General features: G+C 62.3%; 14 protein-coding genes and 1 pseudogene. 5 read left to right on the top strand and 10 right to left on the bottom strand.

The genetic code is table 11. The features are described 5' to 3' along the window. Positions 1 to 34 precede the first annotated feature (34 nt). The 3 genes from IPM84_04100 to IPM84_04090 all read left to right on the top strand — a co-directional run bounded on the left by IPM84_04100 (position 35) and on the right by IPM84_04090 (position 9,647). Positions 35 to 2,236, top strand: a complete 2,202-nt coding sequence (locus IPM84_04100) for a hypothetical protein (GenBank protein ID MBK9091951.1) — start codon at positions 35 to 37, stop codon at positions 2,234 to 2,236. Between the two features lie 18 nt (positions 2,237 to 2,254). Continuing rightward, entirely contained in the window at positions 2,255 to 5,359 is a 3,105-nt protein-coding gene (locus tag IPM84_04095; GenBank protein MBK9091950.1) for a hypothetical protein, read from the top strand. Between the two features lie 1,747 nt (positions 5,360 to 7,106). Next, positions 7,107 to 9,647: a hypothetical protein gene (locus tag IPM84_04090; protein MBK9091949.1), complete on the top strand. Its 2,541-nt coding sequence runs from the start codon at positions 7,107 to 7,109 to the stop codon at positions 9,645 to 9,647. Between the two features lie 42 nt (positions 9,648 to 9,689). Here IPM84_04090 and IPM84_04085 read toward each other — a convergent pair whose 3' ends face one another. The 10 genes from IPM84_04085 to IPM84_04040 all read right to left on the bottom strand — a co-directional run bounded on the left by IPM84_04085 (position 9,690) and on the right by IPM84_04040 (position 24,149). Further along, positions 9,690 to 10,331 carry a hemolysin III family protein gene (locus tag IPM84_04085; GenBank protein ID MBK9091948.1) on the bottom strand — a complete coding sequence of 214 codons (642 nt, stop codon included), beginning with the start codon at positions 10,329 to 10,331 and terminating at the stop codon, positions 9,690 to 9,692. Positions 10,332 to 10,443: 112 nt separating this feature from the next. Next, positions 10,444 to 10,854 (bottom strand): VanZ family protein, encoded by a 411-nt coding sequence (locus tag IPM84_04080; protein MBK9091947.1) that lies wholly within the window; start codon positions 10,852 to 10,854, stop codon positions 10,444 to 10,446. A 50-nt stretch (positions 10,855 to 10,904) separates the two neighbouring features. Then, positions 10,905 to 12,275 (bottom strand): glycosyltransferase, encoded by a 1,371-nt coding sequence (locus IPM84_04075; protein ID MBK9091946.1) that lies wholly within the window; start codon positions 12,273 to 12,275, stop codon positions 10,905 to 10,907. A gap of 52 nt (positions 12,276 to 12,327) precedes the next feature. Next, entirely contained in the window at positions 12,328 to 12,888 is a 561-nt protein-coding gene (locus IPM84_04070; GenBank protein ID MBK9091945.1) for a hypothetical protein, read from the bottom strand. 23 nt (positions 12,889 to 12,911) lie between these two features. After that, on the bottom strand, positions 12,912 to 14,759 hold the full coding sequence (gene glmS / locus IPM84_04065; GenBank protein MBK9091944.1) for a glutamine--fructose-6-phosphate transaminase (isomerizing): 1,848 nt from the start codon (positions 14,757 to 14,759) through the stop codon (positions 12,912 to 12,914). A gap of 467 nt (positions 14,760 to 15,226) precedes the next feature. Beyond that, the gene (locus tag IPM84_04060; GenBank protein MBK9091943.1) at positions 15,227 to 15,985 is read right to left on the bottom strand and encodes a segregation/condensation protein A; all 759 of its coding nucleotides are present in this window, start codon (positions 15,983 to 15,985) and stop codon (positions 15,227 to 15,229) included. Positions 15,986 to 15,990: 5 nt separating this feature from the next. Further along, the gene (locus tag IPM84_04055; GenBank protein ID MBK9091942.1) at positions 15,991 to 20,415 is read right to left on the bottom strand and encodes an N-acetylmuramoyl-L-alanine amidase; all 4,425 of its coding nucleotides are present in this window, start codon (positions 20,413 to 20,415) and stop codon (positions 15,991 to 15,993) included. A gap of 131 nt (positions 20,416 to 20,546) precedes the next feature. Next, positions 20,547 to 20,834, bottom strand: a complete 288-nt coding sequence (locus IPM84_04050; protein MBK9091941.1) for a hypothetical protein — start codon at positions 20,832 to 20,834, stop codon at positions 20,547 to 20,549. After that, positions 20,800 to 22,380, bottom strand: a complete 1,581-nt coding sequence (locus tag IPM84_04045) for a hypothetical protein (protein ID MBK9091940.1) — start codon at positions 22,378 to 22,380, stop codon at positions 20,800 to 20,802. Before IPM84_04045 ends, IPM84_04050 begins: the two co-directional genes overlap by 35 nt. Next, positions 22,377 to 24,149 carry a DEAD/DEAH box helicase gene (locus tag IPM84_04040; GenBank protein MBK9091939.1) on the bottom strand — a complete coding sequence of 591 codons (1,773 nt, stop codon included), beginning with the start codon at positions 24,147 to 24,149 and terminating at the stop codon, positions 22,377 to 22,379. The genes IPM84_04045 and IPM84_04040 overlap by 4 nt, the downstream gene beginning before the upstream one ends. A gap of 375 nt (positions 24,150 to 24,524) precedes the next feature. On the opposite strand from IPM84_04040, the gene IPM84_04035 reads away from it, so the two are divergent. Together IPM84_04035 and IPM84_04030 are read left to right on the top strand one after the other, a co-directional pair. Further along, positions 24,525 to 25,544 (top strand): thiamine pyrophosphate-dependent dehydrogenase E1 component subunit alpha, encoded by a 1,020-nt coding sequence (locus IPM84_04035; GenBank protein ID MBK9091938.1) that lies wholly within the window; start codon positions 24,525 to 24,527, stop codon positions 25,542 to 25,544. Positions 25,545 to 25,574: 30 nt separating this feature from the next. Next, positions 25,575 to 26,580, top strand: a pseudogene (locus IPM84_04030) (alpha-ketoacid dehydrogenase subunit beta). The last annotated feature ends 3 nt before the right edge of the window (positions 26,581 to 26,583 follow it).

Here is a 26,583-nt window from a genome sequence, read left to right as displayed (position 1 = left end):
GAAGTAATACATACAGCGAAAGGAGCATAAACTAATGCCAACGCCAGAAGAACAAGCAAAGTTAGCAAAGATGCTTGCCGAACATAAGTCGCCGCCAACACGACGAAGCCCCCAGCGCGGGCTCATTCCTTTGACTCATTCGCCCCAGTTGGCCGCCTTTATCGGGATGGAGGTGACCGAAGAGATCGTGGACCGCTGGCTGGTCGCTACGGCGGAGAAGTTCTCACCTGGCTTGATTGCTGATTTGGAAACACTTCGGAAAGAGGGCTTTCCCGAACTGCATGCCAGGGCGTTCCAGGATACGGCAGACCGCACAAATTGTGTCATCGCCTGTCGTGTCCCTGGAGCCGACAAGACCACCGTCATTGAGGCGGGCTACGATCTGAAATCATTCCTGATCAAGCCCAAGTCGTGTGACTGGGGGCCTATGGCCGGCTTCCTGTGCCAGTTGACTTGCTTCAACAAAAAAGGCAGCAAGAAGATAGACTACAACGACGAGAATTTTGTGAAGTATTTCAATTATATCCGCGACAAATGCGACCCCAAATCCCCGCTTAAGCCGAATGCCGTAAAATTTGACTCGGAATTGGCTAAGGCTGTGGAAGCTGGACAGACACCGTTCATCCCATTAAAAATCACCAACACCCGGAAAGACGAGCAGCTAAAGCTCATCCCCAATCAATGGAGATCGCTACCCGATGAAAGTAATCCGACGCAGATCGTTGGGTACGCCCTCGACACAGACAAGACAGTGCTGATGGAATTCTTGCTCAACAAGGAGCAAGGAACTGGAGCCGAGCCGATATGGGGTGTCTATCATGGCCGCGTCTTCTTTCGAACAGTCGCTGACTCGGGGGAAGGCGGTGCAGTGACCTATGGGGAGTGGACTGACTTTGCAAATGAACAACTCTCCTATCTTGACCGCAATGCCGAGGGGAAGCTTGAGGTAAGAGACAAGACAAAGGACCAAGGACGCACCGTTGCGGAACTGCTAGAGACTCCCCCTGCTTCGCTGGTCGCGCCCACTGTCCCGGCGACGATCAGTCCGCCCGTGGGGGGCGATGACTATCTCAATGAAGCGCTTAGCAAAGCGCCCTATAACAGGCCGAGCGTTGCCAACCGCACGTTCTATCCGGTCAATGTCGCCCAGAATCCGTTCCCCCCGTACTTTGTTAGAGATCAGGCGAAGAACGAGAGTGACGATGCGTACAAGGCCAACAAGGAGCGTGACGAAAAAGAACTGGAATTATACAAGAATGCCGTGACGGGCGACTACGATCTATTCGCTATTTGGCCGGTGCAGCCGGTGGTCAGTTGGCGAGATTTGGTCAGGTTGAACGATATGCGGGCGACGCCTGCTCCTGCCACGTCGATCTTCTTACCCGTCGGGGCAAAACCCTTTGCCCTGGAGATCCGAGCAACGCCCGATGTGTATATCGAAGTCATTCCCGGCTTCACCGAGATCGACCCCTACGAGAACCAGGAAATCGGCAACATTACCAACGGCACCATTACGGTTGCCCAGTATTTGAACGATCGCGTCACCATCCAGTCCAAACGAGGGTTCCGTTCTGCGAACGCATCGTTCCACAGCGATGAGGGCGGGCGGCCCGGCATTGACGAGATTGACTACGACTTTGCCGTCTTCCTGCCGTCCGATCTTGCAGAAAGCCTGCTACCGAAGCAGGCGACCGGGGGGCCGATATCGGCCCTGTTGATCACCAACCACATCCAGTTTGTAGAACTGATCGGACTCTTGGCTGACCACTGTTTCGTGATGCTAAATCACGTTTGGCTGACCCATCTATTTACAATGCTACATCCGACCCTGGCAACCTTGGGTGATACTGTCACCACGAAGAAAGAAGCCGATAAACCCGACAAAGCGGCTAAGATTGTCAAGAAGCGCAAGGACTTTCTGAAAGACCGTGTCAGGGAAAAGAACAAATTGGGGCAAAGTGAGATTGATGCCATCAATAAGGGACTGGCCTCGCTCTTTCTGGGGAAGACGCGGGCACAAAAAATGCTTGACAACGCGCCCGGCAGCCTGCCTTGGAAGAATGTGTGGAACACACTAGTGGACGCATTTGTCTCCTTGGCCATCCGTGATTTTGAGAACGCCACGGCACAAGTAGCCGCCCTCATGCTCATGCAGGTTGTCCTTCCGACGCCACCAGCGTCCCCTCCGCCTGCTGGAGGCACGAATTCGCCCCGGACTAAACCCGCAAGCGGGTAACCAGAAGCGAGATCACGTATGAGTTTGAAAATCCTTAATTCAGATTGTCTGCCGGACGGTTGCGTGCGGTTGATGCGCGCCTATTTGCAGACCACGGAGATTCCCGTCACGGTTGACGGAAGCGGAGATGGCGCGCTCGATTTGGGCGCTCTGACCGGCGAGACGACGTTGCTGGGCGTAATGAGCAACATCGAGGTCTCTGGGGCGACAAAAAATTCTCCCCTGGTCATCATCTGCGCTCAGCCCAAAGAATCCTGGAGTTTTGGGGGCTGTTTCCCTCGTATGCCAGGGGCCTGGGAGCCGGATGGGAACGCGGATGGGGCCTTCCACCTGCGCTTCATGACGTTGGTAGATCCCTTGTGGGTGTTTGTTTATAGCGCAGACGGTAATCTGGATAAGGTCCAGGATCGGCTCAAAGAGATTTCCCTGTTTGCAGGATGGCTGAGCGCTTCGGGAAAATCGTACGACGAACTCGGCGTGACACTGGCCGACGATCCGTTTGCAGGCCCCCTCGCCTCGACGTTGAGGATTGAAGCGTTTGCCCGACGCAGCTCACCGGGCAAGGACAATGCGAACAGTATCGTCAGAGGCGGGTTGACCATGTGGGGCCGGCTGATGCCAGACGTGGGCAACGGGCTGGGCGTCTTCGATCAACTCGATTCATTTCTGAAGACCGGGCAAGAAGGCGAATCCTTAACCGGTGCGCTGATGGTCAAGGCCAGTGTCAGATATGAGAGTCCGTTTCCCGATTTGGTCGTGCAGATGCCGCCTCGAGGCTGGGATTTTGGATTCCTCAAGAATGCGAACGTTTTCTTTACATCACCACTGCAATTCGCGGCCGAAGGGTCCGAGATCGGCATCACCGGTGATTTCCACCTATCCGATGACAAACGGATTCATGTCGAACTAGATTACCCCATTGTCGGCGATGTCATCCGGGCGAACGGCAAGTATATCGGCGGCCCGGAACATCTGTTGGGCGATTCGGCCTCCTTTGGATTGCCCGGTCCCGCCCCTTCCTTCGGGGCCGACACCGAGATCTCCCTCGAACTCGAATTCTCCAAGTCCCGCAAAACCCTGACCCTGCTGAGCTTCGATCTCGAATTGCGCGAGAAGGAGTGGATCCTCCTGCCCGCACCGGTTCGGCTTACATTGGAGGGGCTCTCCTTCCATGTGGACGTGTACGATCCCCTTGGAACAAACCGCATGGTCATGGCCCAAATTGCCGCCCAAGCGGCCTTCGGTGACGACAGCAACGGGGGGCACGCGCTTCAACTGGTGTGCGGCGGTTCCTATCCGAGCGGGGATCTCTATTTGCAGGCCAGTAACACTATCCCGGTCGGCGCCCTGTTGGAGAAAATGGTCGGGCCAAGCAGCGCGTTGGAGAAGTTGACGGTCGAAGATCTGCGCCTGGAATACAACTATCGCCGCAAGCACCTGGCCCTCCAATTTGATGTCCCGGAAAGTTGGACAATCGTCAAAGGGTTTGATGTCGGCAACCTGCAATTCCGTATCCAGGGCGGGGAGTCCTATTCTGGGGGGCTTGCCGCCAGTTTGCAGATCGCTGGGGTCCATGTCTATCTGGCCGCCCTCTACGATCAGGGCTGGCAGTTTGAGGGCAGCACAGGGCCGGGCCAGGAGATAGCGATCGGCGAGCTCCTCAGCGATCTGGGCAAGAAGTTTGGCGTCGCGGCGGATCACCCCGCTGCTCTCGAAAGCCTGGTCTTCAAGAATCTCCACATTGCCTTCAACTCGGCGACCCGAGACTTCACGTTCAAGGGGGAGGCGGACTTTGATATTCAAGATACGCCGGTGGCCATCGTGGTCACAGTTGATATTGCGCACGACAGCAACGGCCTGGCGCAGAAGCGGTTCAGCGGGGTCATCACATTCAGTACAGGGGACACAACGCACGAATTCGATGTGGTCTTCGCCGACGAGAAGACGGTGCTGGCCGATCACGAGCAGGTTGAGGTGAGCACGCTGTTGGCCGCTTACCGCAGCACTGCCGGCGATCCGCCCAGCATGCGCGATCTGGCGCCAAGCGGCTACAATGACCTTGTGCCGGACATCAAAACCCGCGGCGCCTTCCTTGCCAAGCAGTGGAAGAAAACTCAAGCAGGCGAGTCCTCGAAGTGGTTAATCGGCCTGAGCCTCGAGGCCGGCCTGGATCTCTCCAATGTGCAGTTGCCCAATCTGCCGCTGATGGGTTCCGGCGGCCCGCCCAAGTCGCTCAAGCTCGATCTCCAGATTCTGGTGCCGACGCAACCGTTCGACGAAGCGGATGTGGCGATCATCGGCCGGCTGAACACCAGCGGCGGCGTCAACGTGCCGAGTCATGCCGTAGAAGCCGTGGCGGTGGCCACCGTGCTGCTCCTGGACGGCCAAACCGTGACCCTGAATCTGCCCATCAAAGCAAATCCGAGTCCGGCAGAAGGCCAGGCAGCCTTTGATCATGATCCCACACCTCCCGCGATCAAGACGCCCGCAACGGCGGGTGCAGACCAGGCGGTTGCGGTGACGCCCGGGGTTGCGGTCACGGCCGACGATACGAAGTGGGTGAAGATCCAAAAGAACTTCGGCCCCATCCACATCGAACGTGTCGGTCTCAAATACAAGGAGGAGAAGCTCTTTATCTTCCTGGACGGCGGTCTGACGGCTGCCGGGTTCACCGTCTCCCTGCAGGGGCTAGGCGTTGACACGCCGCTCACCAAATTCGACCCCCACTTCCACCTCAGCGGCATCGGGCTTGATTACAAGGGTGGCGGGGTGGAACTGGGCGGCGCATTTTTGCAGCAGGAAATGCAGGATCCGGACACAGGCGAGAGCTACACCGCCTATGCCGGCCAGGCCGTTCTCAAGACAGAGCAACTGTCGCTGTCGGCCATCGGCTCGTTCTTCAAATACCGGGGTGAATCCTCGCTCTTTGTCTATGCCTTGCTGGAGTACCCGCTGGGGGCCGCCGTTCTTCTTTGTGACCGGGCTGGCGGCCGGTTTCGGCTACAACCGGCGGGCGATCGTGCCGCCAGTCGAACAGATCCACACCTATCCGCTGGTAACCAAGGCGATTGCGGGGCCGGCCGCAAAAGGAGCGGCGGGGGCCAAGACCGATTTGGCCGCTGAACTGGCGGCGCTGGCAGCATACGTCCCGCCGGAGCTGGGCGAGATCTTCCTCGCCGTGGGGGTCAAGTTCACGTCCTTCGAGCTGATTGATTCCTTCGGCCTGATCATCGCCCAATTTGGCGAGCACAACCAGTTCGACCTGGTGGGTGTGTCTCACCTGCAGATTCCGGCCCAGAAGGCTGGCGGTAAGCCTGGCTCCCTGCTGGCGGAAATCTACATGAACTGGGAGGCGAAATTCCACGCGGACGAGGGCGTTGTGGGGCTTAGCGCCAGCCTGGTCCCGGGGTCGTATGTCTTCAGCCCCGACTGCCATCTGACCGGCGGATTCGCCTACTACGCCTGGTTCGGCGGCGAGCATGCCGGCGACTTCGTTTACACGGTGGGCGGCTACCACCCAGACTTCCACAAGCCCGACCACTATCCGATCGTGGCGCCCCTCGCCCTCAACTGGTTTATCGAAAAAGCAAACCTGAGTCTCAAAGGTCAGCTCTATTACGCGCTCACCGCTCACGCCTTCATGGCTGGCGGCAAGCTCGACGCCTCGATCCAGGGCGGTTTCGATATTGGCATCGCCGGAGTTGATTTTAGCGCCGACCTGCACATCGCCGCCGATTTCCTCATCACCTGGCAGCCCTACCATTACGATGCTGCGGTCAAACTCGACCTGAACATCGCCATTTCGGCGCATCTGCTCTTCTACTCCACGAGCTTCTCGCTGAACGTGGGTGGGGACATGCACATCTGGGGGCCGGAGTTTGCCGGGGAGGCGCGGATTTATCTCAAGGTGTTGGGGATCAGCCACGCGCTGGATGTCACCTTCGGCGCCGGAAAGCCGCAGTTGCGGCCGATCACCTGGGAGAAATTCAGCACGGCATTCCTGCCGCAGATAGCGCCGCCTGCCGACGACAAGGGAAAAGCGGCCGACACGGCAGCCACGCCCGTCCCGGCGAAGACGGACCCTCACGCGATCTGCGGGGTGTCGGTGAAGCGGGGACTGATCCGCGCGAGCGGGGACCGCTGGGTCATCAACGCCAGGGAGTTTTCCCTGGTGACCGACTCAGTGATCCCAATCAAGCAAGCAAACCGGGGTGAGATGCCACTCGTTCGCGGGACCAGATTTTCAGATCCCGGGGGCCAGGGTGCAGCCAAAGCATACGAAGTCGCCACCGATTTTGGCATTGCTCCCATGGGCGTCAACCCCGGAGAGTTGACCACCGTTCACACGATCAGGATGACACGTGACGGCAATGCGGGCGCTGAGGTCTTCTTCCGCTGCGAGCCGATTTTCAAGAAAGTGCCGTCGGCCCTGTGGGATGAACCGCGGTTCGAGGGTCCGGGAGAAGAATTTCTCAGGAAGCCGGAGGTCAACCCGGAGCGGCAGCTTGTGTCTGGCGTGCTGGGTGGGCTTGAGGTGCTGCCGGCTGTGCTCCTCCATCCCTCAGTGACGCTGCCGGTGGAGCGCGGGGAGCTGCAATACGACACCGACCGCATTGCGGACGCCTACCAGTGGCAGTCGATCCCCATGTTCAGGGCCGACGAGCAGGCGGGCTGGCGGAAAGTCAACGAAACGATCCAGAAGACGACAGAAACAGATGCAGGCAGCGCGCACAGGGAGCAGCCCTGGCAAGTGCGCCAGCGTCTCCTCAGAGAACTGGGCCTTGGCGGTGAGACGGTTATCTTTGGCCAACCGGCCGATCAATATGCGCTCGATGCGCCCCAAATCGAGATGGTGTGAGGATTTTCACCTATGTCTGAAGATAGCAAACCAACGAAACCAACCGGCAAGATCGAGTTCATCGAGAATCATCGGCCGGCACTGCCGAGCGGCGATTACGAGATTACAGTCACGCAATCAATTGTAGCGACGAAACCGCCGCCCGCGGCGCCCGCCGGCCAGGACAGCGCCGCTGGGAAGCAGCCGACCGTCCTTGTACACGAGGAATTCGCCTCGCAGACACGGCAATTTTCTGTGCTGGGACCGCGCTTCACCGTGGAGCCGCAGGTGATCCGGGCGGTCTTTCCACCGGCCGGCAGCCTCGGCGAGCACTCCAACGTCCTGCCCCATATCAACTTCAACCGCAGCACCCTGCCTTGGGAGCGAGTTTCGAACCCACTCACCCCAGCGGAGAGGCAGGCGCTGGAAACGCGAGCCGAGAACCGCAGCGAGACGGAAAAGGAACTGGCAGACTCGCCGAAGCTCAAGACTCCATGGTTGGCGCTGCTTCTGTTCGACCAGGACGAGTTGGTCGAGAAACAGCTGAGTGCTGGCAATCCAACGGTCACCGAAGCAGAATTCACACCCGGCAAGGTCTCAGAGCCGAAGGCCTGCACGTTGCACGGGGATGGAGACACTTGGACCCTCGCGCCGGGCGCCCAGGCCAGCACGCCCGATGGGCTGCTTTCGCCGCTGTTCACCCACGAATCCGGACAGCAGGAAGGCGATCCGGTGGCCGTTATTGACGTCGCGGGAGACCTGCTCCAGGCGATCCTGCCGTCGCTGGAAGACGTGCGACTCTTGGGTCACGTGCGCCAGCCCACCGACGATCTGGGCACGCTGGTCGGAGACCAAGTGGCCACATTACTCGCCAACCGCTTGCCCAGAGCCGGTCACATGAGTGTTGTGCACCTGGTGTCCCTGGAGGGGTTGTACGAAGAAGAGGGCCAGGAAAAGAGCGACATCTGGTCGTTGGTGGAGAGGTGGAGGGCGGCTTCGCCGACGCAGGCGCCAGCTTTTGTCCGCCTTGTCAGCCTGCAAAGCTGGCGCTTCACCTGCCTGGCCGAGGAGCACAGCTTCAAGGGCCTGCTCAATGGGCTGGGCCGCTCTCCAAGTACGCTGCGTCTCCCCGCGGACAAGCTCGATGCCGCCAGGCCATACGCCGAACAGGGCTACGTGGCGCTACCCCACGAGATGCGCCAGGGCAATCGTTCCGTGTCGTGGTACCGAGGCCCGCTGGCTCCCGGACGCGTGGAGGCCTCCGAGGGCAGCCTCTGCGCCCGCAGCGCCGATCAACTGGTGCGCTACAACCCCGCCAACGCCATGTTCGATGTCTCCTACGCAGCCGCTTGGGAACTGGGTCGCCTGCTTACGTTGCAGAACGAGAAGGTCGCCGTCAGCTTGCTGGACTGGAAGCGGCGGCACCGGCACGCGCAGGAGAGGCAGCAGGCGATGAAGGCGTTGGAACACCTGCCGATCGTCGGTCAGCCCGTCGCGACTGATCTTCCCGTTGATGTGCGGCGCTGGTTCGAGGGCCTGGCTCTGCTTCGGGGTGTGCCCTTCAACTATCTGGCGCCCAGCGAACGCATGCTGCCCCAGGAATCGCTGCGCTTTTTCTGGATTGATCCAGAGTGGATTCGCTGCCTGCACGACGGCGCCTTCAGTGTCGGTCGCGTGCTGCCGTCAGACCACGAGCGCGACGCTGCCCACGATCAGCATGCGCTCGCCAAACCGCACGCCATTGTGACCGGCTTTCTGCTCCGTTCTGAGGTCGTCTCTGGCTGGCCCGACCTGCAGGTGGATGGCTACGACGAGGCCGTGCCGCATGAAAACTACGAGCACGAGACGCTGTCTCCCCCCAGTCCGGTCAAAGCGAGCATCGCTTCCGATCGGGCATTGCAGGAAGCCATGAATCACGGCGACGCCAGTCTGCTCGCCCTGCGGTTCGGCCTCGCCACGGGTTCCTCGGTTGCGGTAAGCCCGATCGTGGCAGACAGCCGCTGGCTCGTGAATGTCAACGAGAACGAGACCTTGTACCTGATCGCAGGGACCAAAGACGGCCTGCAGCTCAGTATCGAAAACAAGCTGCCGATGCTCAGAATGGAACGATTGTCACCCAGCGTGCTTCTCTGCCTGTTTGCCGGAGATGTCAAGACCGTGGATATTCACCAGAAACCAGAGGCGCTGCACTTTGGCCTGAATCATTCAGGCGAAGGCGACAGCATCCGCTACTCCAGAGAACTCAAGAGCCATAGGGGCGGGGAATTACCGAAATGCGAAGTAGATATTCCCTGGGGGCAGGATGCGGGCAGCGAGAAGGGCAGCCAGAAGGAAGAGCGGGAGACTTCGAAGCGAGTGATAGCCGTCAGTGGTCTCAGCAGCATGATCCAGAAGAAACTCAGAGACTTCCCCCCTGACGAACTGGAGAAGATCGCGATAGATGCGGTGGGAGAGCAGGGCGTCACGGACTTCGAAGTCAAATTCAACGAAGCGGCCCAGAGCGGGACTTCGGCCCAGTTCGCGCTGCAGATGGCCGAGGGTGTGCAGAAGGTGCGCTTCGTGGTGAGGGAATAGCCGAGTTTGACAGACAGTCCAACGTTTTTTGATCAGCCCGCTTCACGGCGCGACATAGGCCGCCATCAGCACGAAATGGCTGAACGCGCCCAGAATGACGAAGATGTGCCAGATCTCGTGGAACCCGAAGACGCCGGGCCAGGGGTCAGGCTTCTTGAGCACATAGATCACGGCGCCAACCGTGAAGAACAGCCCGCCCAACACGAGCCAGAACAGGCCGCCGGCGGGAAGCGCGGCCAGAATCTGGCGGATGGCGGCGATGGAAAGCCACCCCATCAGCAGGTAGATGCCCGCCGTCAGCCAACGGGGCGCATGGATGACGAAGATCTTGACAACAATGCCGATGAGGGCCAGCGACCAGATGATCGCCAGCATACCGCCGCGCCAGAAGCCGGTGAAGAAGTACAGGCAGATGGGTGTGTAGGTTCCCGCGATGAGCAGGTAGATGGCGGAATGATCCAGTTTGCGCAAGAAGAGAAGCGCCCTGGGGCTGACCTGGGCCATGTGATAGGCCGCGCTGGCAGAGAACATCAAAATCAGGGTCAACCCGTACAGGCTGAGAAAGGCAGCTTTCGCCGCATTGTCCCGTGCAAGGTAGGCCAGGACGCCGAGACCGACGGCCGCCACCAGCGCGGCGCCCAGGTGGGTCAGACCGTTGACCGGTTCGCGCAGTTTGTGAAGCATAAGTCCTCATTGATTCGTAAATTGGATGTGGTCCTGAGACCACAGGCCCGGCGACTGCAAGTCGCTGCTACGATTGCGAAGCCCACCTTCGTGGGCTATGCCCCAGGGTTGATCATTCCGCAGGGTTAGGCATGACATCGGGCTGGGCCGCCCTGGTGCGCAACCGGCGACGCCAGAGCCACAGCGCCAGCGCCGCGCCGACCATGTCGGTCGCGACATCGAACAGGTCGGGGTGACGGTTGGGTACGAAGGACTGATGGAACTCGTCCGACAGGCCGTACAGCACCGCGAGAGCAAAGGCCCAACGCCAGGGATGGCGCACCCCAGGCGTGCGACGCAGGGCCAGCGCCAGCCAAAAGGCCAATCCGGCGTACGCGGCCAGGTGCCCGGCAATGTCCTGCAGATCAGGCAGGCCGTGCGTCAGGTCCGGCAGCGTGGACTGCGCCGAAAACCCAAAGATCAGCGCAGCCCAGGCAATGACGGCCAGCCATGCGGCCGCCAGCGAAAGACGTTGGTGAGTCATGAAGTAGTCCAAAGGTCAGAGACCGGAGACCGGAGACCGGAGACCGGAGATCATCCGCCTTCCACGTACCCGATCTCTGATCTCTGATCTCTAATCTCTGCTCTCAAAAGCCTTTCGATCAGCGTGTCCCAAAGAAAGTTGCCAGCCACGCGCCGTGCCGCGGCCAGTCCCAGGCTGCGGGCAAGCGGGCGATCGGTCAGGAGCTGGCAAAGCGCCTGCGCTGTCAGCGCATCCGCAGCGGGCGAGATCAACAGTCCATTGACGCCAGGGGTCACGTAGGTGGAGGCCTCACCCACGTCATCGGCCACCAGGGGCAAGCCGGCCGCCAGCATCTCCACCAGTTTGACGGAGCAGCGCGCCCGGTTGATGGCGGTGTCGGCCGCGGGCGCCCAGGCCACGTCCGCGGCGGCAAAGATGCCGGGCAGCGCGGCGGCCGGCGTCCAGCCCAACACGACGATCGAACTCGCCAGCCCGGCGGCGGTCGCCAGGGCTTGCAGGGCCGCGGCCGGGGAAAGGGTCAAGGGGCGCTCGAAACGCCCGGAAATTCCAAATGTGGTCGCTGAAGACATCTGGAATGGAGGCTTTAGCCGGTTATTGGGCACTTGAGAACCCTGTGGCAGACCGGCTGAAGCCTCGATTCCGGGACCATTTGGATTTGCTGCGAAATGCCCGACCGGGGTCGCGTCGCCAATCACGATCAGCCGCGCCGCGGGCACCTGGCGAACCACCTGCGCCCACACGCGCACGATGCGGGCCGGCGTCACTTCCACAAAACGGGTGTACAGGAGGGCGGTCGGCGGGCCATGTGGCGCGACGGTCAGGTCGCCGGTGAGGGCGGCGCGATCCATGCCATTGGGCAGATGAACGATGGGGGCGGGCGCCGAACAAGTTCGGCGGTCCGATTGAGCCGGCGCAGAAGCCGAACGAGTTCGGCAGTCCGGAGAACGGGGGGATTGCCGGCGAGCGGCGGTTGCGTAGGCGGTCAGCCAACGGCTGGCCGCGGTGACGCGATCGGCGTGCGCCAGGCACCACGGCTCCTGCCAGGCGAAGAAGCGCGCCAGCGGCCGCGGGTAGGCCAGACGCTCATTCCAGCCGGTTTCCCAATCGTCCATGTCGAGCCACAACTGCCCGCGCCAGCCGCCCAACCGTCGCTGCCACCACAGGCACCAGAGCACCAGGCCGCTGTAACCCTTTGGCTTGCAGGCAACCAGCACCGTCGGTCGGCGTTGCCAGATCGCCAGCAGCAAGCGGATCAGAATCGCCAGCGGGCCGCCGTCCACGCGCACCTGCACGATCTCGACGCCGCCAACCCATGCGCGGCGTCCGGCATCGGCCGGCCAGTCCCACGGCGGGGCCAGCAGGGTGACGGTATGTCCCTGCCGCGCCAATGCCTGCGCCCACGGCAGCGCGCGGCGGCTCATCGTCCCCTTCGGCCGCAGCCCAAACGTACCGACGAAAAGAAAGTGCTGAATGCTAGTCTCCGCTCCGCTGCAACGCCTGCCCGCTGTCCTGCAGCGCCCGGCCCAGGTGATCGAGGTCCTGACCCGCGCCTTGCAGGGCGCTGCGCAGACTGCGCAGATGGGTGGCACTGGTGTCGAGCGCCTGGCCTGCGTTGCGTAGGCTGCCGGCCGCCGCTTCCAGTTCATGATCCACCGAGCCAAAGGGGCGCATGGTCGTCGGTTTGAGGCCCGTCACCACGTCAATGCCCAGAATCTTGGTCGTGGTTGGTTCGATGACCGGGATGGCGACTTGGTTGAGGAAATTGCCGGCCGACTCCAGTTGCCCGGCCACCGCGTCAAGTTCGCGGTTGCAACTGGCCACGGCCGCTGCCACTGCCTCGAGCATCTGCTGCACGCTGGTCGCCGCGGCGCCGTTGAAGGCCTGGCCCGCGCGCAGCGCGCCCTCACCACCGATGACCATGGCATCGCCGGCGACGGCCAGGTTGCGCGGTAATGCCTCGAAAAAGGGCGCCAGTTGATCGCCCCACGTCCACAGCACCTTGAGAGTGCGCCAAAAACCACTGAAACTGCCCATATTTGTCCTTTCTGGTGACTGCTTTACTCCACCGTTACGCTCTTCGCGAGATTGCGCGGTTGATCCACGTCACAGCCGCGCCAGACGGCCATATGATAGGCCAGCAACTGCAAGGGGATCACGCTGAGGATCGGCGCCAACAGCGGCGGGGTCGGCGGGACATAGAGCACATAGTCCGCCTTGGTCCTGATGAACTCATCGCCCTCGGTCGCCACGGCGATGACAATGCCATTGCGCGCCTTGACCTGCTCGATCTGGCTGACCATCTTGTCGTACACTCGGTCCTGCACGGCAATCGTCACCACCGGCATGCGCTCGTCAATCAGGGCAATCGGCCCGTGCTTCATCTCGCCGGCCGGGTAGCCCTCCGCGTGGATGTAGCTGATCTCCTTGAGCTTGAGCGCGCCTTCCAGGGCGATCGGATAGTTGATGCCGCGGCCCAGGAAAAGGAAATTATTGAAGTCATGAAAGCGCTGCGCCAACTGCTCGTAATGAGGTTGCTGCGCCACGTCGAGCACGCGGCTGACCAGCGCAGGCAGGCGCGCCAGGTCATCCAGCAGTTGGCGGCGGCGGCGGGCGCCCAGTGCGCCGCGCAGGGTGCCCAGGTGAATGGCCAGCAGATACTGATCCACCAGCGATGCCGTGAACGCCTTGGTCGAAGCGACGCCGATCTCCGGCCCTACCTGCATGGTAATCAGGCTGTCGGCCAGGCGCGCGGCCTGGCTGCCAATCACGTTGACGATGGAGGCCAGGTGTGCGCCCTTATTGCGCGCTTCCTCCAGGGCGGCCAGCGTGTCAACCGTCTCGCCCGACTGCGTGATGGCAACGAAGAGCGTCTTGTCATCCATCACCGGGTTGCGATAACGGAACTCTGAGCCGTAGTCCACTCGCACCGGCAGGTTTGCCAGTTCCTCGAACATGAACTGGCCGACCAGGCCGGCAAAGTACGACGTGCCGCAGGCGACGGTGATGATCTGCGAGAGCGCCTGCGCGCGCGCGGCAGTGAGCGTCACCTGGTGCAGTTCCACATCACCCGTGCTAAAGTCTACGCGGCCGCGGATCGTATCGGTCAGCGTTTGGGCCTGCTCGTAGATCTCCTTCTGCATGAAGTGGCGATACTCGCCTTTGGCCGCGGACACGGGGTCCCAGGCCATTCTGTGAACCTGCACGGTCAACGGGACGCCGTCCAGGTCGAAGAAGTGCGCGTCGTGCTGCGTCACCACCGCCATTTGCCGCGGTTCGAGAAAGGCGATGCGCTGCGTGTGCTCCAGGATGGCCGTCATATCGGAGGCAATGAACATCTCGCCCTCGCCATAGCCGATGCTGACGCCGCCGGCGTTGCCCAGGCGGGCGGTGATCAGCCGGTCTGGCTCACGGCTGCTGAGAACGACCAGCGCGCTCGGCCCGCGCAGGTGCGTAAGCGCGAGGCGCGTGGCCTCGGCCAGATCGCGGCCATCCTGGTAATAGAGGCTGATGAGATGAACGATGACCTCGGTGTCGGTGTCAGAGCGGAATTCGACCCCTTCGCTCTCCAGCTCGGCGCGCAGTTCGCGGAAGTTTTCCACGATGCCATTTTGCACGACGACGATGTCGCCGTTGCGGTTGGGATGCGGATGGGCGTTGCGGCGGCTGGGCTTGCCGTGCGTGGCCCAACGCGTATGCCCCAGCGCCACACAGCCATCGGCCGGCTGCGTGTGCAGCATCTCGATCAGGCCGCTCAACTTACCGACTTCGCGACGAATTTCAATGTGACCGTCTGTCAGGACGGCCAGGCCGGCCGAATCATACCCGCGATATTCCAGCCGCTTCAGCCCCTCGATGACGATCGGGGTGGCCGCGCGCGACCCTACATAGCCAACAATTCCACACATGGTGAGAGTCCTCCTGAGTGCAGAGTGCAAAGTGCAAAGTGCAAAGTGCAAAGTGCATAACGTGCGTTGACCCGCCCAGGGCGCGATGGCCCTGGCGAGCCGGATTTGCCACTGCGCTTCCCATTTGTGGCCGCCGTCGCCGCCGGAGTTTGTGTGGGTACGCGATGGATTACAGGAGGAAAGAATCCTGGCCGGTTTCGTGGTGAAAAGGGGTACTTCTTCAAGAAGTACTTCCTTAATGTAGAAACCTGGCCGCAGGACCGTGGTCAGGCTCTGGAGGCATCCGCTGATCTTTCGATTTTCCCAGGCGCTGTGCGCCTGGTTAGCTCCTCCTCGCGGAGGAGAACCTCTTCCTCGTCAACTGCGCGCTGTCGGGCGTCGTGCAGTCCATGCGCTCTCTTTCCTACGTTGGGTCTAACATGGCGTTGATTCGCCGGGCACACCCTCCTTTGCTGAAGATAGCCGCATTATAGCGCCGGCAGGGGGTCTGTGGCAAATCTGATCGTAATTTGCCCAAACAAGCTCTCCTGTTCGACGCGCGCCTGGCGTCGTTTCATCAATTCCAGCACGGCCAGCAGGGTGATGACGATTTCCACCGCGGAGTTGGCGGTCTCCAGCAGTTCGCCGAAGGTGATGCCGTGCGAAGCCGGGGTGAGCGCGTCCAGGCGTGCCAGAATCAGGGCGATCTTGTCATGCACGGTGAATAGCAGCGGCGTGACGATTGTGCCCGCCGGCTGGGTGGGCGGCAGGCTGACGAGCGCCCGCTGCACCGCCTTGAGCAGCGCCGCCAGGTTTCCTTCGCCTGGCCCCGGCGGCCGCAGCAGCACCGGCGCCAGCGCAGCACGCGCATACATCGGCTGGTGTGCTTCTTCGCGCTGACGCAACGCCAGCGCAGCCAACTTGAAGCGTCGGTACTCGCGCAACTGTTGGGCCAACGCCTCTGCCGGATCTTCCTCATCTCGTTCAGGCGCCGGCGGTTTGGGCAGCAAGGCCCTTGACTTGATCCACAGCAGCTTGGCGGCCACCACCAGGAAATCGGCCAGCGCATCGCCCTGCGCCTCATCCAGGGCCGACTGCATCTGAGTCAGATATTCCAGGTACTGTCCGGTGACCTGGGCCAACGAAACAGCCGTGATATCCAGCTCATCACGCTCGATCAGATGCAGCAGCAGATCGAGCGGGCCTGCGAACACCGGCAGCGACACGTGATACGAAGGATTCGGCATTCCTCTTACCCCACATCCCCCACATCAAAGCTGCGAAAGCGTCGTCCGCTCTCGGCCAGGCTGTCGAGTTGGCGCTTGGTATCGGTGAAATCGGCGCCGGCGATGCGCTCCACCTTGACGCCCGCGGCTCGCAGCTTGTCGTCCACATCGCCCGGTGTGCCGCCCGGCCCGCCGATGATGGTGACATAGTCGGCCAGCTTGGCCTCATCCGGTGAGAAACCGACGGTCGGTTCGAAGCGTGCAATGTACTTCGCCGCGCCCTGGTAATCTGGCTCGGCCCACATGGTCGGGCTGCGCCACCACAGCAGGAGGTAATGGCGGATGAACTTGGCCGGCGCCTCACTCTCGCCGCTTTGCAGGCTTTGGATGCGCTGGAACAACAGCTTCTTCCACTGCTGGCCGCCCGTCCATTGATTGCCGGGGCAGGCGGTCTGCTGTTCGGGCATTTCCTTGTGCCCCATGATCTGACTGTTGGGCACCTTCAGATCCTGCGCCAGCCAGGCGATCAGGTGCGCGCCGCGCTCGATCTGAATCGGCGTCGGTGGCACGTCGGTGAAGTTGCCGGCAAAGACAATGCCCATGCTGTGGTTGTTCTGGCCGCCGGTTTGATAGGAAACGGTCTCCAGGTGGTTCGTCTGATAGAGCGTGCCATCCGCACCCACGAAGAAATGATAGCCAATGCCCGGCCAGCTCCGGCTGTTGACGTGATAGGCTGCCAGGCGGTCCGGTCCTACCTCGGCCGGCGCGGCCGTGTGATGCACCACGATGTGCGTGATGGCCGACTTCTGACGCTTACCGTAGACATTGCCGGGCGTCGTGCTCAAAGGCAGCTTGTCCGCAAGAACTTCGAACTGCGGCTTCTCGACGCCAACCGGCTTGGGCGTGCCCCCACCGCCAGCCAGCAGGTCCTGAATTTGCTTCTGCAACGCGCCCACCTGCTGTTGCAACGTGGTCTTGTCCTGCTGCAAGCCGCCAACCTGCTTCTGCAACGTGGTCTTGTCCTGCTGCAACGTGCCAACCTGCTTCTGCAGAGTGGTCTTGTCCTGCTGCAGCACGCCAGCCTGCTGTTGCAACGTAGTCTTGTCCTGCTGCAAGCCGCCAACCTGCTTCTGCAGAGCGGTTTTGTCCTGTTGCAGAGGGCCAACCTGACCTTGCAGGGTCGTCACCTGGCCCTGCAACGTCTGCGCCTGCGCCTGGGACTGCGTCAGCGCGGTTTGCAGGCGCGTGGCGTTCTGCTGCGCCGCGGTCAACTGCGCCTGCGTGGTATCGAGCGTCGCTTGCGTGGTGTTGAGCGTGGTCTGCGCGGTGTTGAGCGACGTTTGCGTTGCGGCCAGGTCCTGCTTCAGGCGCTCGATCTGGCCGCGCAGCGCGGCCGTGTCCGCGCCGCCGCCGTCGGGCGGGGCGCTGGCCTGCACCGCCTTGACCTTGGCCACCAGGGTGTTCTTGTACACGGCGCCCTGCAGCCACTGCGCGCCGGGGGACGCGGTCGCGACGAATTCGCTCACGCCCTTGAGCGCCTCGATCGGCAGCTTGAACTGCTGCAGGAGCCAGGCGCACAGCCGCGCGCCGGCGTCGAGCTGCGCATCGGTGGGCGTCACGACTTTGAAGTTGCCGGCAAAGCAGACCTGCACGCCGGTGAACAGCCACGCCTGCAGGTCGTCCACGCTTTCGGTCAGGCGCCCGGTCTGCAGAATGGCGCCATCGGCCTGAATGTAATAATGGTAGGTGATGCCGGGCCAACGGCCCATGTGCGCCTGCGCAATCCGTTCCGCCGTCACCGACGGGTCTACCGCCGTGTGATTGATGACCACCAGCTTGACCTGGGCCAGATCGCGTGACTTGAAACCCTCTTTGCGCGGCAACTGCGCGATCACGTCCCTGATGATGGGCGCGGGCAGCAGGCCAGGGCCATGCGGGCCGCCGCCGGCCGCCAACGCCGCCTCCAGTTGGGCGCGCAGGTCGTCCGTTTCCATCTGCAGGCTGATGATCTGGCCGTTCAGTTCATCCACCAGGCCATCCTTCTCCTGCACTTGGCGCGTCAAGGCATCCACCTGGTCCTGCCGCGCCTTGATCTGACCGGCCAGCTCCTGCACCTGGCGCGTCAAGGCATCCACCTGGTCTTGCCGCGCCTTGATCTGGCCGGACAGATCCGTCACCTGGCGATTGAGGCCATCGAGCTGCGCCTGCCGCGTCGCCAGTTGAAGGTTCAGTTCCTTGACCTGGTTGCGCAGCGCCTCCAGTTCCGCGCTGGGGATGGGCGATGCGCCGTCACCCTCCGGCTTGATGGCCTGAATCCTGGTCAGCAGGGTCTGCTTGTAATTCTGTCCGCTCAGCCATTGGCGGCCCGGCGACCCGGTGACGATGAACTCGCTGACCCCCTTGATCGCCTCCACGGGCAGCTTGAGTTCCTGCAGCAGCCAGGCCATCAACGCGGCCGCGGCATTCAGTTGCGCCTCATTGGGCGCCACGTCGGTAAAATTGCCGGCAATGGCAATGTTGACTGCGTTGTAGATGTAGGACTCGGCGCGCGACACGACCTCGGTCAGCGGGTTGGTTTGCTGAATCGCGCCGTCCACCGTGATGAAATACTGATGGACGATGGCCGGCCAACGTTTGCGCTGCGCCTCGGCCACGCGGTCTGCGCCGATCTCCGGCCGCACGGCCGTGTGATTGACCACCAGGTACTGAATGTCACTCTGCGGCCGCTGAATCAGCGCGCTGGCATCACGTGGCAGGCTGTTGGCGATGTCCTGGATGGTCGGTTGCGGAATGCGGACGCCCACGCCGTTGCCCCGCTTGATCTGATCTTCCAGTTGCTTGATGCGCGCCTGCAACTGCCCGATCTGCTGCTGCGCCTCCAGGGCCTGGACGCCGGCCAGGCGCAGGCGCACGGTGTTCTGTTGCAGTTCCAGCGCCACGCGCTGGAAATACTGCGTCTGCAGTCCGCTCTGCGTGTCCCGGTATTCATCGGTGATGGGATAGCCGGCCACATCGAGGCCAAAGCGTCGGAACCAATCCAGGAAGGGGCCACGCACCGTCTTTTTGGTCTCCGGGAAGAACTGCTCGACCGGCGGCGCCGGGTCAGATTGGCCGGCCTTCACCTCCACCGCCACGGTCAGCGGCTGACTGCCCCGTGACCGGAACCAGGCAACACCTTCCTCCACCAGGTCCCAGCGCAGGGTGTACTTGGCGGCTTGCGTGGGCACGGCCAATTTCGCGGCCGCAAAGGTGACTTCGCCATTCGCCGGCACATCGTTGGGCAGTTCGGTGCGCAGATCGCCGTTGGTGAAGGAGACTTCGGCGCCGCTGGCGTTCAGCCAATGGTAGCCGAGGCGCACCGGGTTGGCGCCGGCTTTGGGCCAGGTCTTACTGCCCTCGTTGCGTATGCGCAGCTTGACGCTGCTGACGCTGCCCGCGGTCAGTGCCGCGGGCACGGTGTGTTCCACAAAGCGGGCCTGGATTTCCGGCCGTTGCTGCAATTTATCGGGCCAGGTGTAGCGCCACTTGAACGTCTCACGGAAGTCTTCGATGACGCCCTGCTTGCCGTCTATGCCCCAGCGGTCGCCGGCCACCTGCGGCCAGCGATACAAGATCAGGGCGCGAATCACCTGGTTGCCGGGCTGCCGGTTCCACCAATCAATTTCGCCGTAGGCGCGCTGCACCCATGTCGTGTTGCGATTGGTCCAGGCAATGTCTCCCTGGTCCGTTTCGGTGATGTAGCAGGGCAGGCTGCGCATGGAAGCAGGCACGGCATTGAGAAAATCCTGGTACGTCCGGAAGTTGTAGCGCCGATTTTGGAAGGGGGCGTTCATCGTCGCGTCGCTGGCAATCAGGTTGGGGTCATCGCCGTGCGTGTAGGCGTGCAGGGTAAAGCCGTCGCAGTTGGTCGGGCCAATCAGCTTGAGGATGTCGGCAAAGTAGAGCACCCAATCGCCGTTGGGGTTGCCGGGATAGGTCGTGGAAGGGTTCCAGGGCGCCGCGCCGCCCACCAGCACCTGGGCCTGAGGCTGCACCAGGTGCATGGCCTCGCGACACTGGCGGTAGCAGCGGGCATACAACTCCGGTGTGATGACCTCGCCGCCCGCGCCGCCGGCCCGTTCCACCGGGTGATTCATCTCGTTGCCGATGATCCAGATCGTGCAGCCACGCGAGTTCTGCACGAAATTGGCGCAGCGACGGGCAAAATCGTTGTAGCGATCCGAGCGCGGGATCGTACCGGCCGGCTCGTAGCCGTTGTTCAAGCGCACCATGACGCCGAAGCCCCGGTTGCCGTAGTCGCTGTAGTCGCGCCCGCCGCGGTCGTTGGGATCCGCGCCGATCGCTTCGGTGAAGAGAATCCAGCCTTTAGCGCCGGCCTGCTCCATCACCCATTCGCCGCCGGGATCATGGAGACCGTAGATAAAATCCGATTGATAGGAATCGCTGGGCATGACTGCTGCCTCCCCGGCGCCCGACAAGGCGCCGCTGTGGTTGAGTGTTCGATGTAATCGTCGCACCGAGGCGGATGCGTTGGCGCCTATTATACACGAATCAGAGCCGAATGTCGAAGAGTTCGCGGGTCTCAGCGCAGCCGTTGGTTGCGGTCGAATTCCTGGCGCGCCTGGGCGAGCAGCGTCTCATCGCGCCAGCACGAGGGCAGAATGAACACAGCAGGTTTCGTCACCTGCTGGCCGCGCAGGTAGTAGTAGTTGACGCGCTTCGATGGCAGAAAGTACTCATGCTGCAGCGCCGACAGGAAGTCCGCGATCTGCTGTTGAAGCCCAGCGACCAGCGCTGGACGGTGTATCCAGCCGTTGGCCGGGCAGGGCGATTTCTCACATTGGCACTGGATGAGAATGCCTCGTTCCATCAGGCTGATCTCGCGGGTCGCCAGCACCCGACTGGTTGAGCGCATCACGAAGGCCACGATGCGCGGCGTATCTTCGTAGATCTCCAGGTTGATCTCGACCGCTTTGAGCACAGGGACGGCCGGCGCGGCTGGCCGCGTCGGCTTGGCGGCGGGGCGCTTCTGCCCAACGGGGCCTGACGCCGCAGGTTTGGCGCTCGCTTTGGGCGGCGGGGGGAGGCGGCGGCGGCGGCGGCGGAGGAGGAGGAGGAGGAGGCGTCCCTTTCAGCGTCGCCGGCTGGCCGGCATCCGCGTGGCACAGCGTCTGATGCTCTCCACAGGCGCCGCGTCCGCACACCGGGCACACGCGCAGGCTGGCGCGGCAGACTGCCTGCCCACACACCACGCAAGTCTGCATCTGATCGGTACACAGTTGGCAGTAGGTGCGATTGCACTCGATGCAGCGAGGGGCCAGGCAGTGGTCATGTGCGAGATGGCCGCCGGTGCAGAGATGGAGGTTCTCGCCTGGCTGGCCACAATAATCGCACAGCAATGGCTCCAGGCGATGCACCAATGGGTTCCAAACGGCAAAGCGGGTAACCGTCGCGCGGCGATTGGCGATGGTCACTGGCAGCACCACCTTGGGTTGCACGATGAGCAGCATGTTGATGAGATCCAGCTCAACCCGGATCTGGTGGCGGGCCAGGGCGTCGGCCAGCTTGGCGCTGCGTTCTGCGGCCAGGGCTTCGAGCTTGGATTCGGCGTTTCGGCGCCGCTCGACCTCGGTAGTCTCCGTCCGCGCCAGGCGCTGCTTCAGATCATGCTCCAACGAATCGTAGTAGTCTTCGAGGCGCGCCCGATCCAACTCAAGAAAGCGCTGCGTGCGCGTCTGCAAAGTCGCCAGCCGGTCGGCCAGGGAAGCCTCGGCTGCGACCGTGGCACGAGAAAGCAGCGCCCGCAAGGTGGCAGGAGCCAGCGCGTCGCCGGCGCCTTGCCAGTGGGGTTGCGCCACCGCCAGACGGGGAAAAGCCGTCTCGGTCTCGAAGGATACCAGCCGCTCCAGCAGCTCGGCGTCACGCACCGCATACCCACCCTGCACATCGAGCATCACGGAAATAATCTGCTCCTGCTTCTCGTCGCTGAGAAAGGTGGCCTTGAAATTGAAGCGCAGATAGTGATGCAGGGCGGCCTGCTCCGCCGCGTCGCGCTGCGGGCTGAGGCGGGCGTTGGGAAAGCCCCAGGACTTGGCCGCCATGTCGAAGAGGCCCCGCTTCTCCAACCGCACGTGGTTGACTGCCACCTGGGCGTAGCCAACTTCGCCCAACAGACGGCTGGCAATCGCCTCCACCAGGGGGTGGTTCACCGAAACGCGCAGGGCTTCGGCGTTTCCACTGGCATCGAAGATCAGTTTCAGATAGGCTTCGACGTGCAGTCCCGCCGCCAGTGCATCGGGCAACAACACCTCATGCATGCCGTAGGCGGGCGCGGCAAGAATGCTGCCTTCGTGTTCGAGATAACCTAACACAAAGCGAGCCAGATCGAAGTGCTCGGCCGTGCTCTGATCACTCATTCCGAGTTGAAATCCTCTCCAAACAAGGCTTCATCGTACTCCTGGGCGTGCCGATAGGCCGCGCGCGCTTTCACCAGGTCCTCGCCCAGACCCGTCATACCCTGCTGCATGTCCTGGTGTGACCGCGCCTGCGCCCAAATCTCCAGGATGATCTCCTCGAAATCGCGCTCGTCACCCATCTGCCCCAGGATCATATCCATCTCGCCAATGACCAGCTCGAACATGTTCAGTTTGCGATCCAGGATATCCAACACGAAATCTTCGATGGTGCCTTCGGCGGCCAGGTTGAAGATGTCCACGGGGCGGTCCTGCCCCACGCGATGAATGCGACCGACCCGCTGCTCGATGCGCATCGGGTTCCAGGGCAGATCGAAGTTGACCATCGCCCGGCAGAATTGCAGGTTGCGCCCCTCGCCCGCCGCCTCGGTCGAGAGCAGGATCGGTTGGTTGTCCTGAAATTCGTGAATCGCCGCATTCTTTTGCGCCGTGCTGAGGCCGCCGTGGTAGACCACACAAAACATGTTCTCCCCGCGCAGGCGCTCAGCCAGCATCTCCTGCGTGGCGCGGAACTGAGTAAAGATAATCACCTTGTCCCCGCGACCGTCAGCCAGCTGAGCGGTCAACAGCTTGTGCAGGGCGTCGGCCTTGGCCGCGGCGACCACGGTTTCGGCCTGCGCGATCAGGTGCAGCAGTGTGGCCCGGTAGGGCGCCAGGGACGCGCTGCCGGCCAGCGAGCGCAAGGTGGAAATGGTCGCGGCGGCGCTGCTGCCCGCCTCGCGCAACAGGGTCATCACCCCGAAGCGGTGCGCGGCCGTGATCTGGTCCGCGATCATCTGGCGGGCCAGGGTCGCGATGCCATCGTAGAGCGCCTGTTCGTCGGGATGCAGCTTCAAGCGAATGGTGTGGGCGCGGCGCGGCGGCAGCTTCAGGCTGATCTGGCTGCGGGTGTGGCGCACCATCACGTCGGCCAGCAGATCGCGCAGCAGCGCACGGTTCCTGGGCAGGCGCGGATCGCCGCGCACCACGAACTGCTGGCTGAACTCCTTGGGGCTTTTGAGCTGGCCCGGCTTGAGCACCGTGACCAGGTTATGCAGCTCCGTGAGCCGATTTTGCACCGGGGTCGCGGTGAGCAGCAGGATGTATTTCTTCTGCAGCGCGTTGACGAGCTGCCAGGAGGCCGATGAGCGGTTCTTGAGATGATGGGCCTCGTCTACAATCACCAGGTCGTATTCTTTGGCCGTGATGGCGCTGGCATGTTCGGCGCGGCGCGCGGTGGCCAGCGACGCGATGACGCGGGGGTAACGTTCCCAGGCGCCTGCCCCCAGGCTGCGAAACTCCGGGCTGTTGCTGGTGACAAAATCGGTCAGATCGAACTTGACCGCCAGTTCTTCCTGCCACTGCTCCACCAGACCGGGCGGGGTCAGGATCAGGACCCGAGACACCATCTGGCGCAGCAGGTATTCCTTCAGCACCAGGCCGGCCTCGATCGTCTTGCCCAGGCCCACCTCGTCGGCCAGCAGACCGCGGCCGCGCAAACGCCGCAGCGCGGTGCGTGCGGCGCGAATCTGGTAATCGAAGGGCTGGAAGGGAATCACGGCGAGCGCGAGAAGCTCTTCGAACCCCGTCACCAGTTGCAGGTGCGCGGCCATGAGCTTCAATTGGTAGAGGGCAAGGTCGGCGCGCGGGTCTATGGTCAGGTCCGCGACCGGACGCAGACGAATCTCCGGCCGAATGAGCAGCGAGTTAGGCGAGTCCGTGGTTTTTGCCATACCGGTGTATGATAGCCGGGCGCGTGACTCACGTCAAGCGCGGGCATGAGAGCGCAGAGCTTGCTTCTCTCGTCCAACGTTGTCCGACCAGGAGGTCGGACCTACGGCAATGCAAACATGCCACCGGGTAGCTACCTACCTACCCGAACGGGTAGGTGCATTTGCCATCCGGCCCGGCGTGTGTATAATAGTCCCCAACTTCGAATCATTGTCGTGAAGACACAGGCGTCTTGACGCACTCGATGCAAATGATAGACGCCTGTGTCTTTTTTGTTGCCCGATCCAGTTACGTCTGATGGCAATCAACCGTCAAACTTGAATCACGCGCACCCGATGCGCGACGAACCCATGTCACAGAACGGGAAGGAAATGTTTATGTCCAATTCGTTGACCACGAATCTTTGGTCATCTGGCGCGGACACCAAGCTGGAGGTCATCCAGTTGCCCACCGAGCAACTGAAAGCGATGTTCCACACCCTGGTGCTCATCCGGCGAACCGAGGAATCGCTGCTTGAGATGGCCGTCTCAGGCAAGATTGGCGGCGCCATGCACACCGCCATTGGCCATGAGGGCAGCGCGGTTGGCATGGCCGCGGCCCTGCGCCCTGACGACTACATCACTCACACCTATCGCGGCCACCATCACGCCCTGGCGCGCGGCATGAAGACGACGGTCGCCATCGCCGAGGTGTTGGGCCGCGCCACCGGCTTTGCCGGTGGCAAGGGCGGCTCCATGCACTTCATCGAGCCGAGCCTGGGCCTGTATGGCGGCAACGGCATCGTGGGCGGACAGGTGCCGCACGCGGCCGGCCTGGCCCTGGCCAGTTACCTGCGCGGCGAGGACCGCGTCGCCATCACCTTCTTTGGTGAAGGCGCCATCTTCCAGGGCGTCATGCACGAGACACTCAACATCGCCAGCAAGTGGAAGCTGCCGATCATCTTCTACTGCGAGAACAATCGCTACTCCGAAATGACGCCGACCTATCGCACCGCCTCGCCGCCCGAACTCTATCTGTTTGCCCGCGCCTATGGCATGGCCAGCGTGCAGATTGACGGCAACGATGTCGAGGTGGTCTACACCGCGATCTCGCAGGCCGCGGCGCGGGCGCGGGCCGGCGAAGGCCCCACCTTCATCGAAGGTCTGACCTATCGGCTGTCAGGGCATATGGCGGGCGATTTGGAGACCTACCGCACGCCTGAGGAGATCGAGTATCAGCGTCAGCATGAGCCATTGGTGGTGCTGACGCAGAAGCTGGTCGCACGCGGGGTCAGCGAGGCTGAGATGCAGCAGGTGCGCGACGAGGTGGAGGCAGAGGTCAAGGCGGCCGTGGAATTTGCCGAGAAAAGCCCGTGGCCCGATCTATCCGAGGCCTACACCGACGTCTTTGCCCCCTGAGGCGGCGTAAGGAGTATACCAAAAATGGCGATGCGAACAACAACTTATATTCAAGCGATCAACGAAGCCTTACGCGAAGAGATGCAGCGTGACAGCAACGTCTTCCTGATGGGTGAAGACGTGGGGCAGTACGGCGGCCTCTTCCGCGTCACACGTAACTTATTCGATGAATTCGGCCCCAAGCGCCTGCTGGACACCCCCATCAGCGAGCAGGCCTTCATTGGCATGGCCGTGGCGCGCCATGCCGGCTTGCGACCGGTCTGCGAACTGATGTACATGGACTTTTTCCTGGTCTGCCGCCGATCAGATCCTCAACCAGGCCGCCAAGATGCACTACATGTACGGCGGCCTGGTGAAGGTGCCGATGGTCATTCGCGGGCAGCAGGGCGGCGGCAAGCGCTATGGCTCACAGCACAGTCAGTCGGTGGAAAGCACGCTGGCGCAGTATCCTGGGCTGAAGGTGGTGGCGCCATGCACGCCTTACGACGCCAAGGGCCTGCTGCTGGCGTCCATCCGTGATAACAACCCGGTCGTCTTCCTCGAACACAAGCTGCTCTACTTCACCAAGGGCGACGTGCCCGCGGCTGGCGTGGAATATGTCGTGCCGATCGGCAAGGCTGAGGTCAAACGGCCCGGCCGCGATATCACCGTGGCGACCTTCAGCTTCTGCGTGCTGCAGGCCCTCGAAGCCGCGGCCGAGCTTTCCAAGCAGTACGGCATCGAGGTCGAAGTGGTTGACCTGCGCAGCGTCGTGCCGTTGGACATGGAGACGGTCCTCGATTCGGTCGCCAGGACCGGACGCCTGCTGGCAGTGCATGAGTCGCATGCCATGAACGGCATCGGCGCGGAACTGGTGGCGCGCATGTACGAAGAGGCGCCGGAATTGCTGAAAGCGCCGGCGCGGCGCCTGGGCGCGCCGCCGGTCTCGATCCCGGTCTCGATGACGCTGGAAGAAGAGATGCTGCCGCGCAAGCGCCAGATCAAGGCGATGATCCTGGAAATGTTGGGCGTGTCCGCCGCGGCGCGCAAGGAGTAAGGC

It is taken from the genome of Candidatus Amarolinea dominans (assembly GCA_016719785.1).
Classification (GTDB): Bacteria; Chloroflexota; Anaerolineae; order SSC4; family Amarolineaceae; genus Amarolinea; species Amarolinea dominans.
The sequence above is the reverse complement of the archived record's forward strand: the minus strand, read 5'-3'. Positions and strand labels throughout refer to the sequence as shown.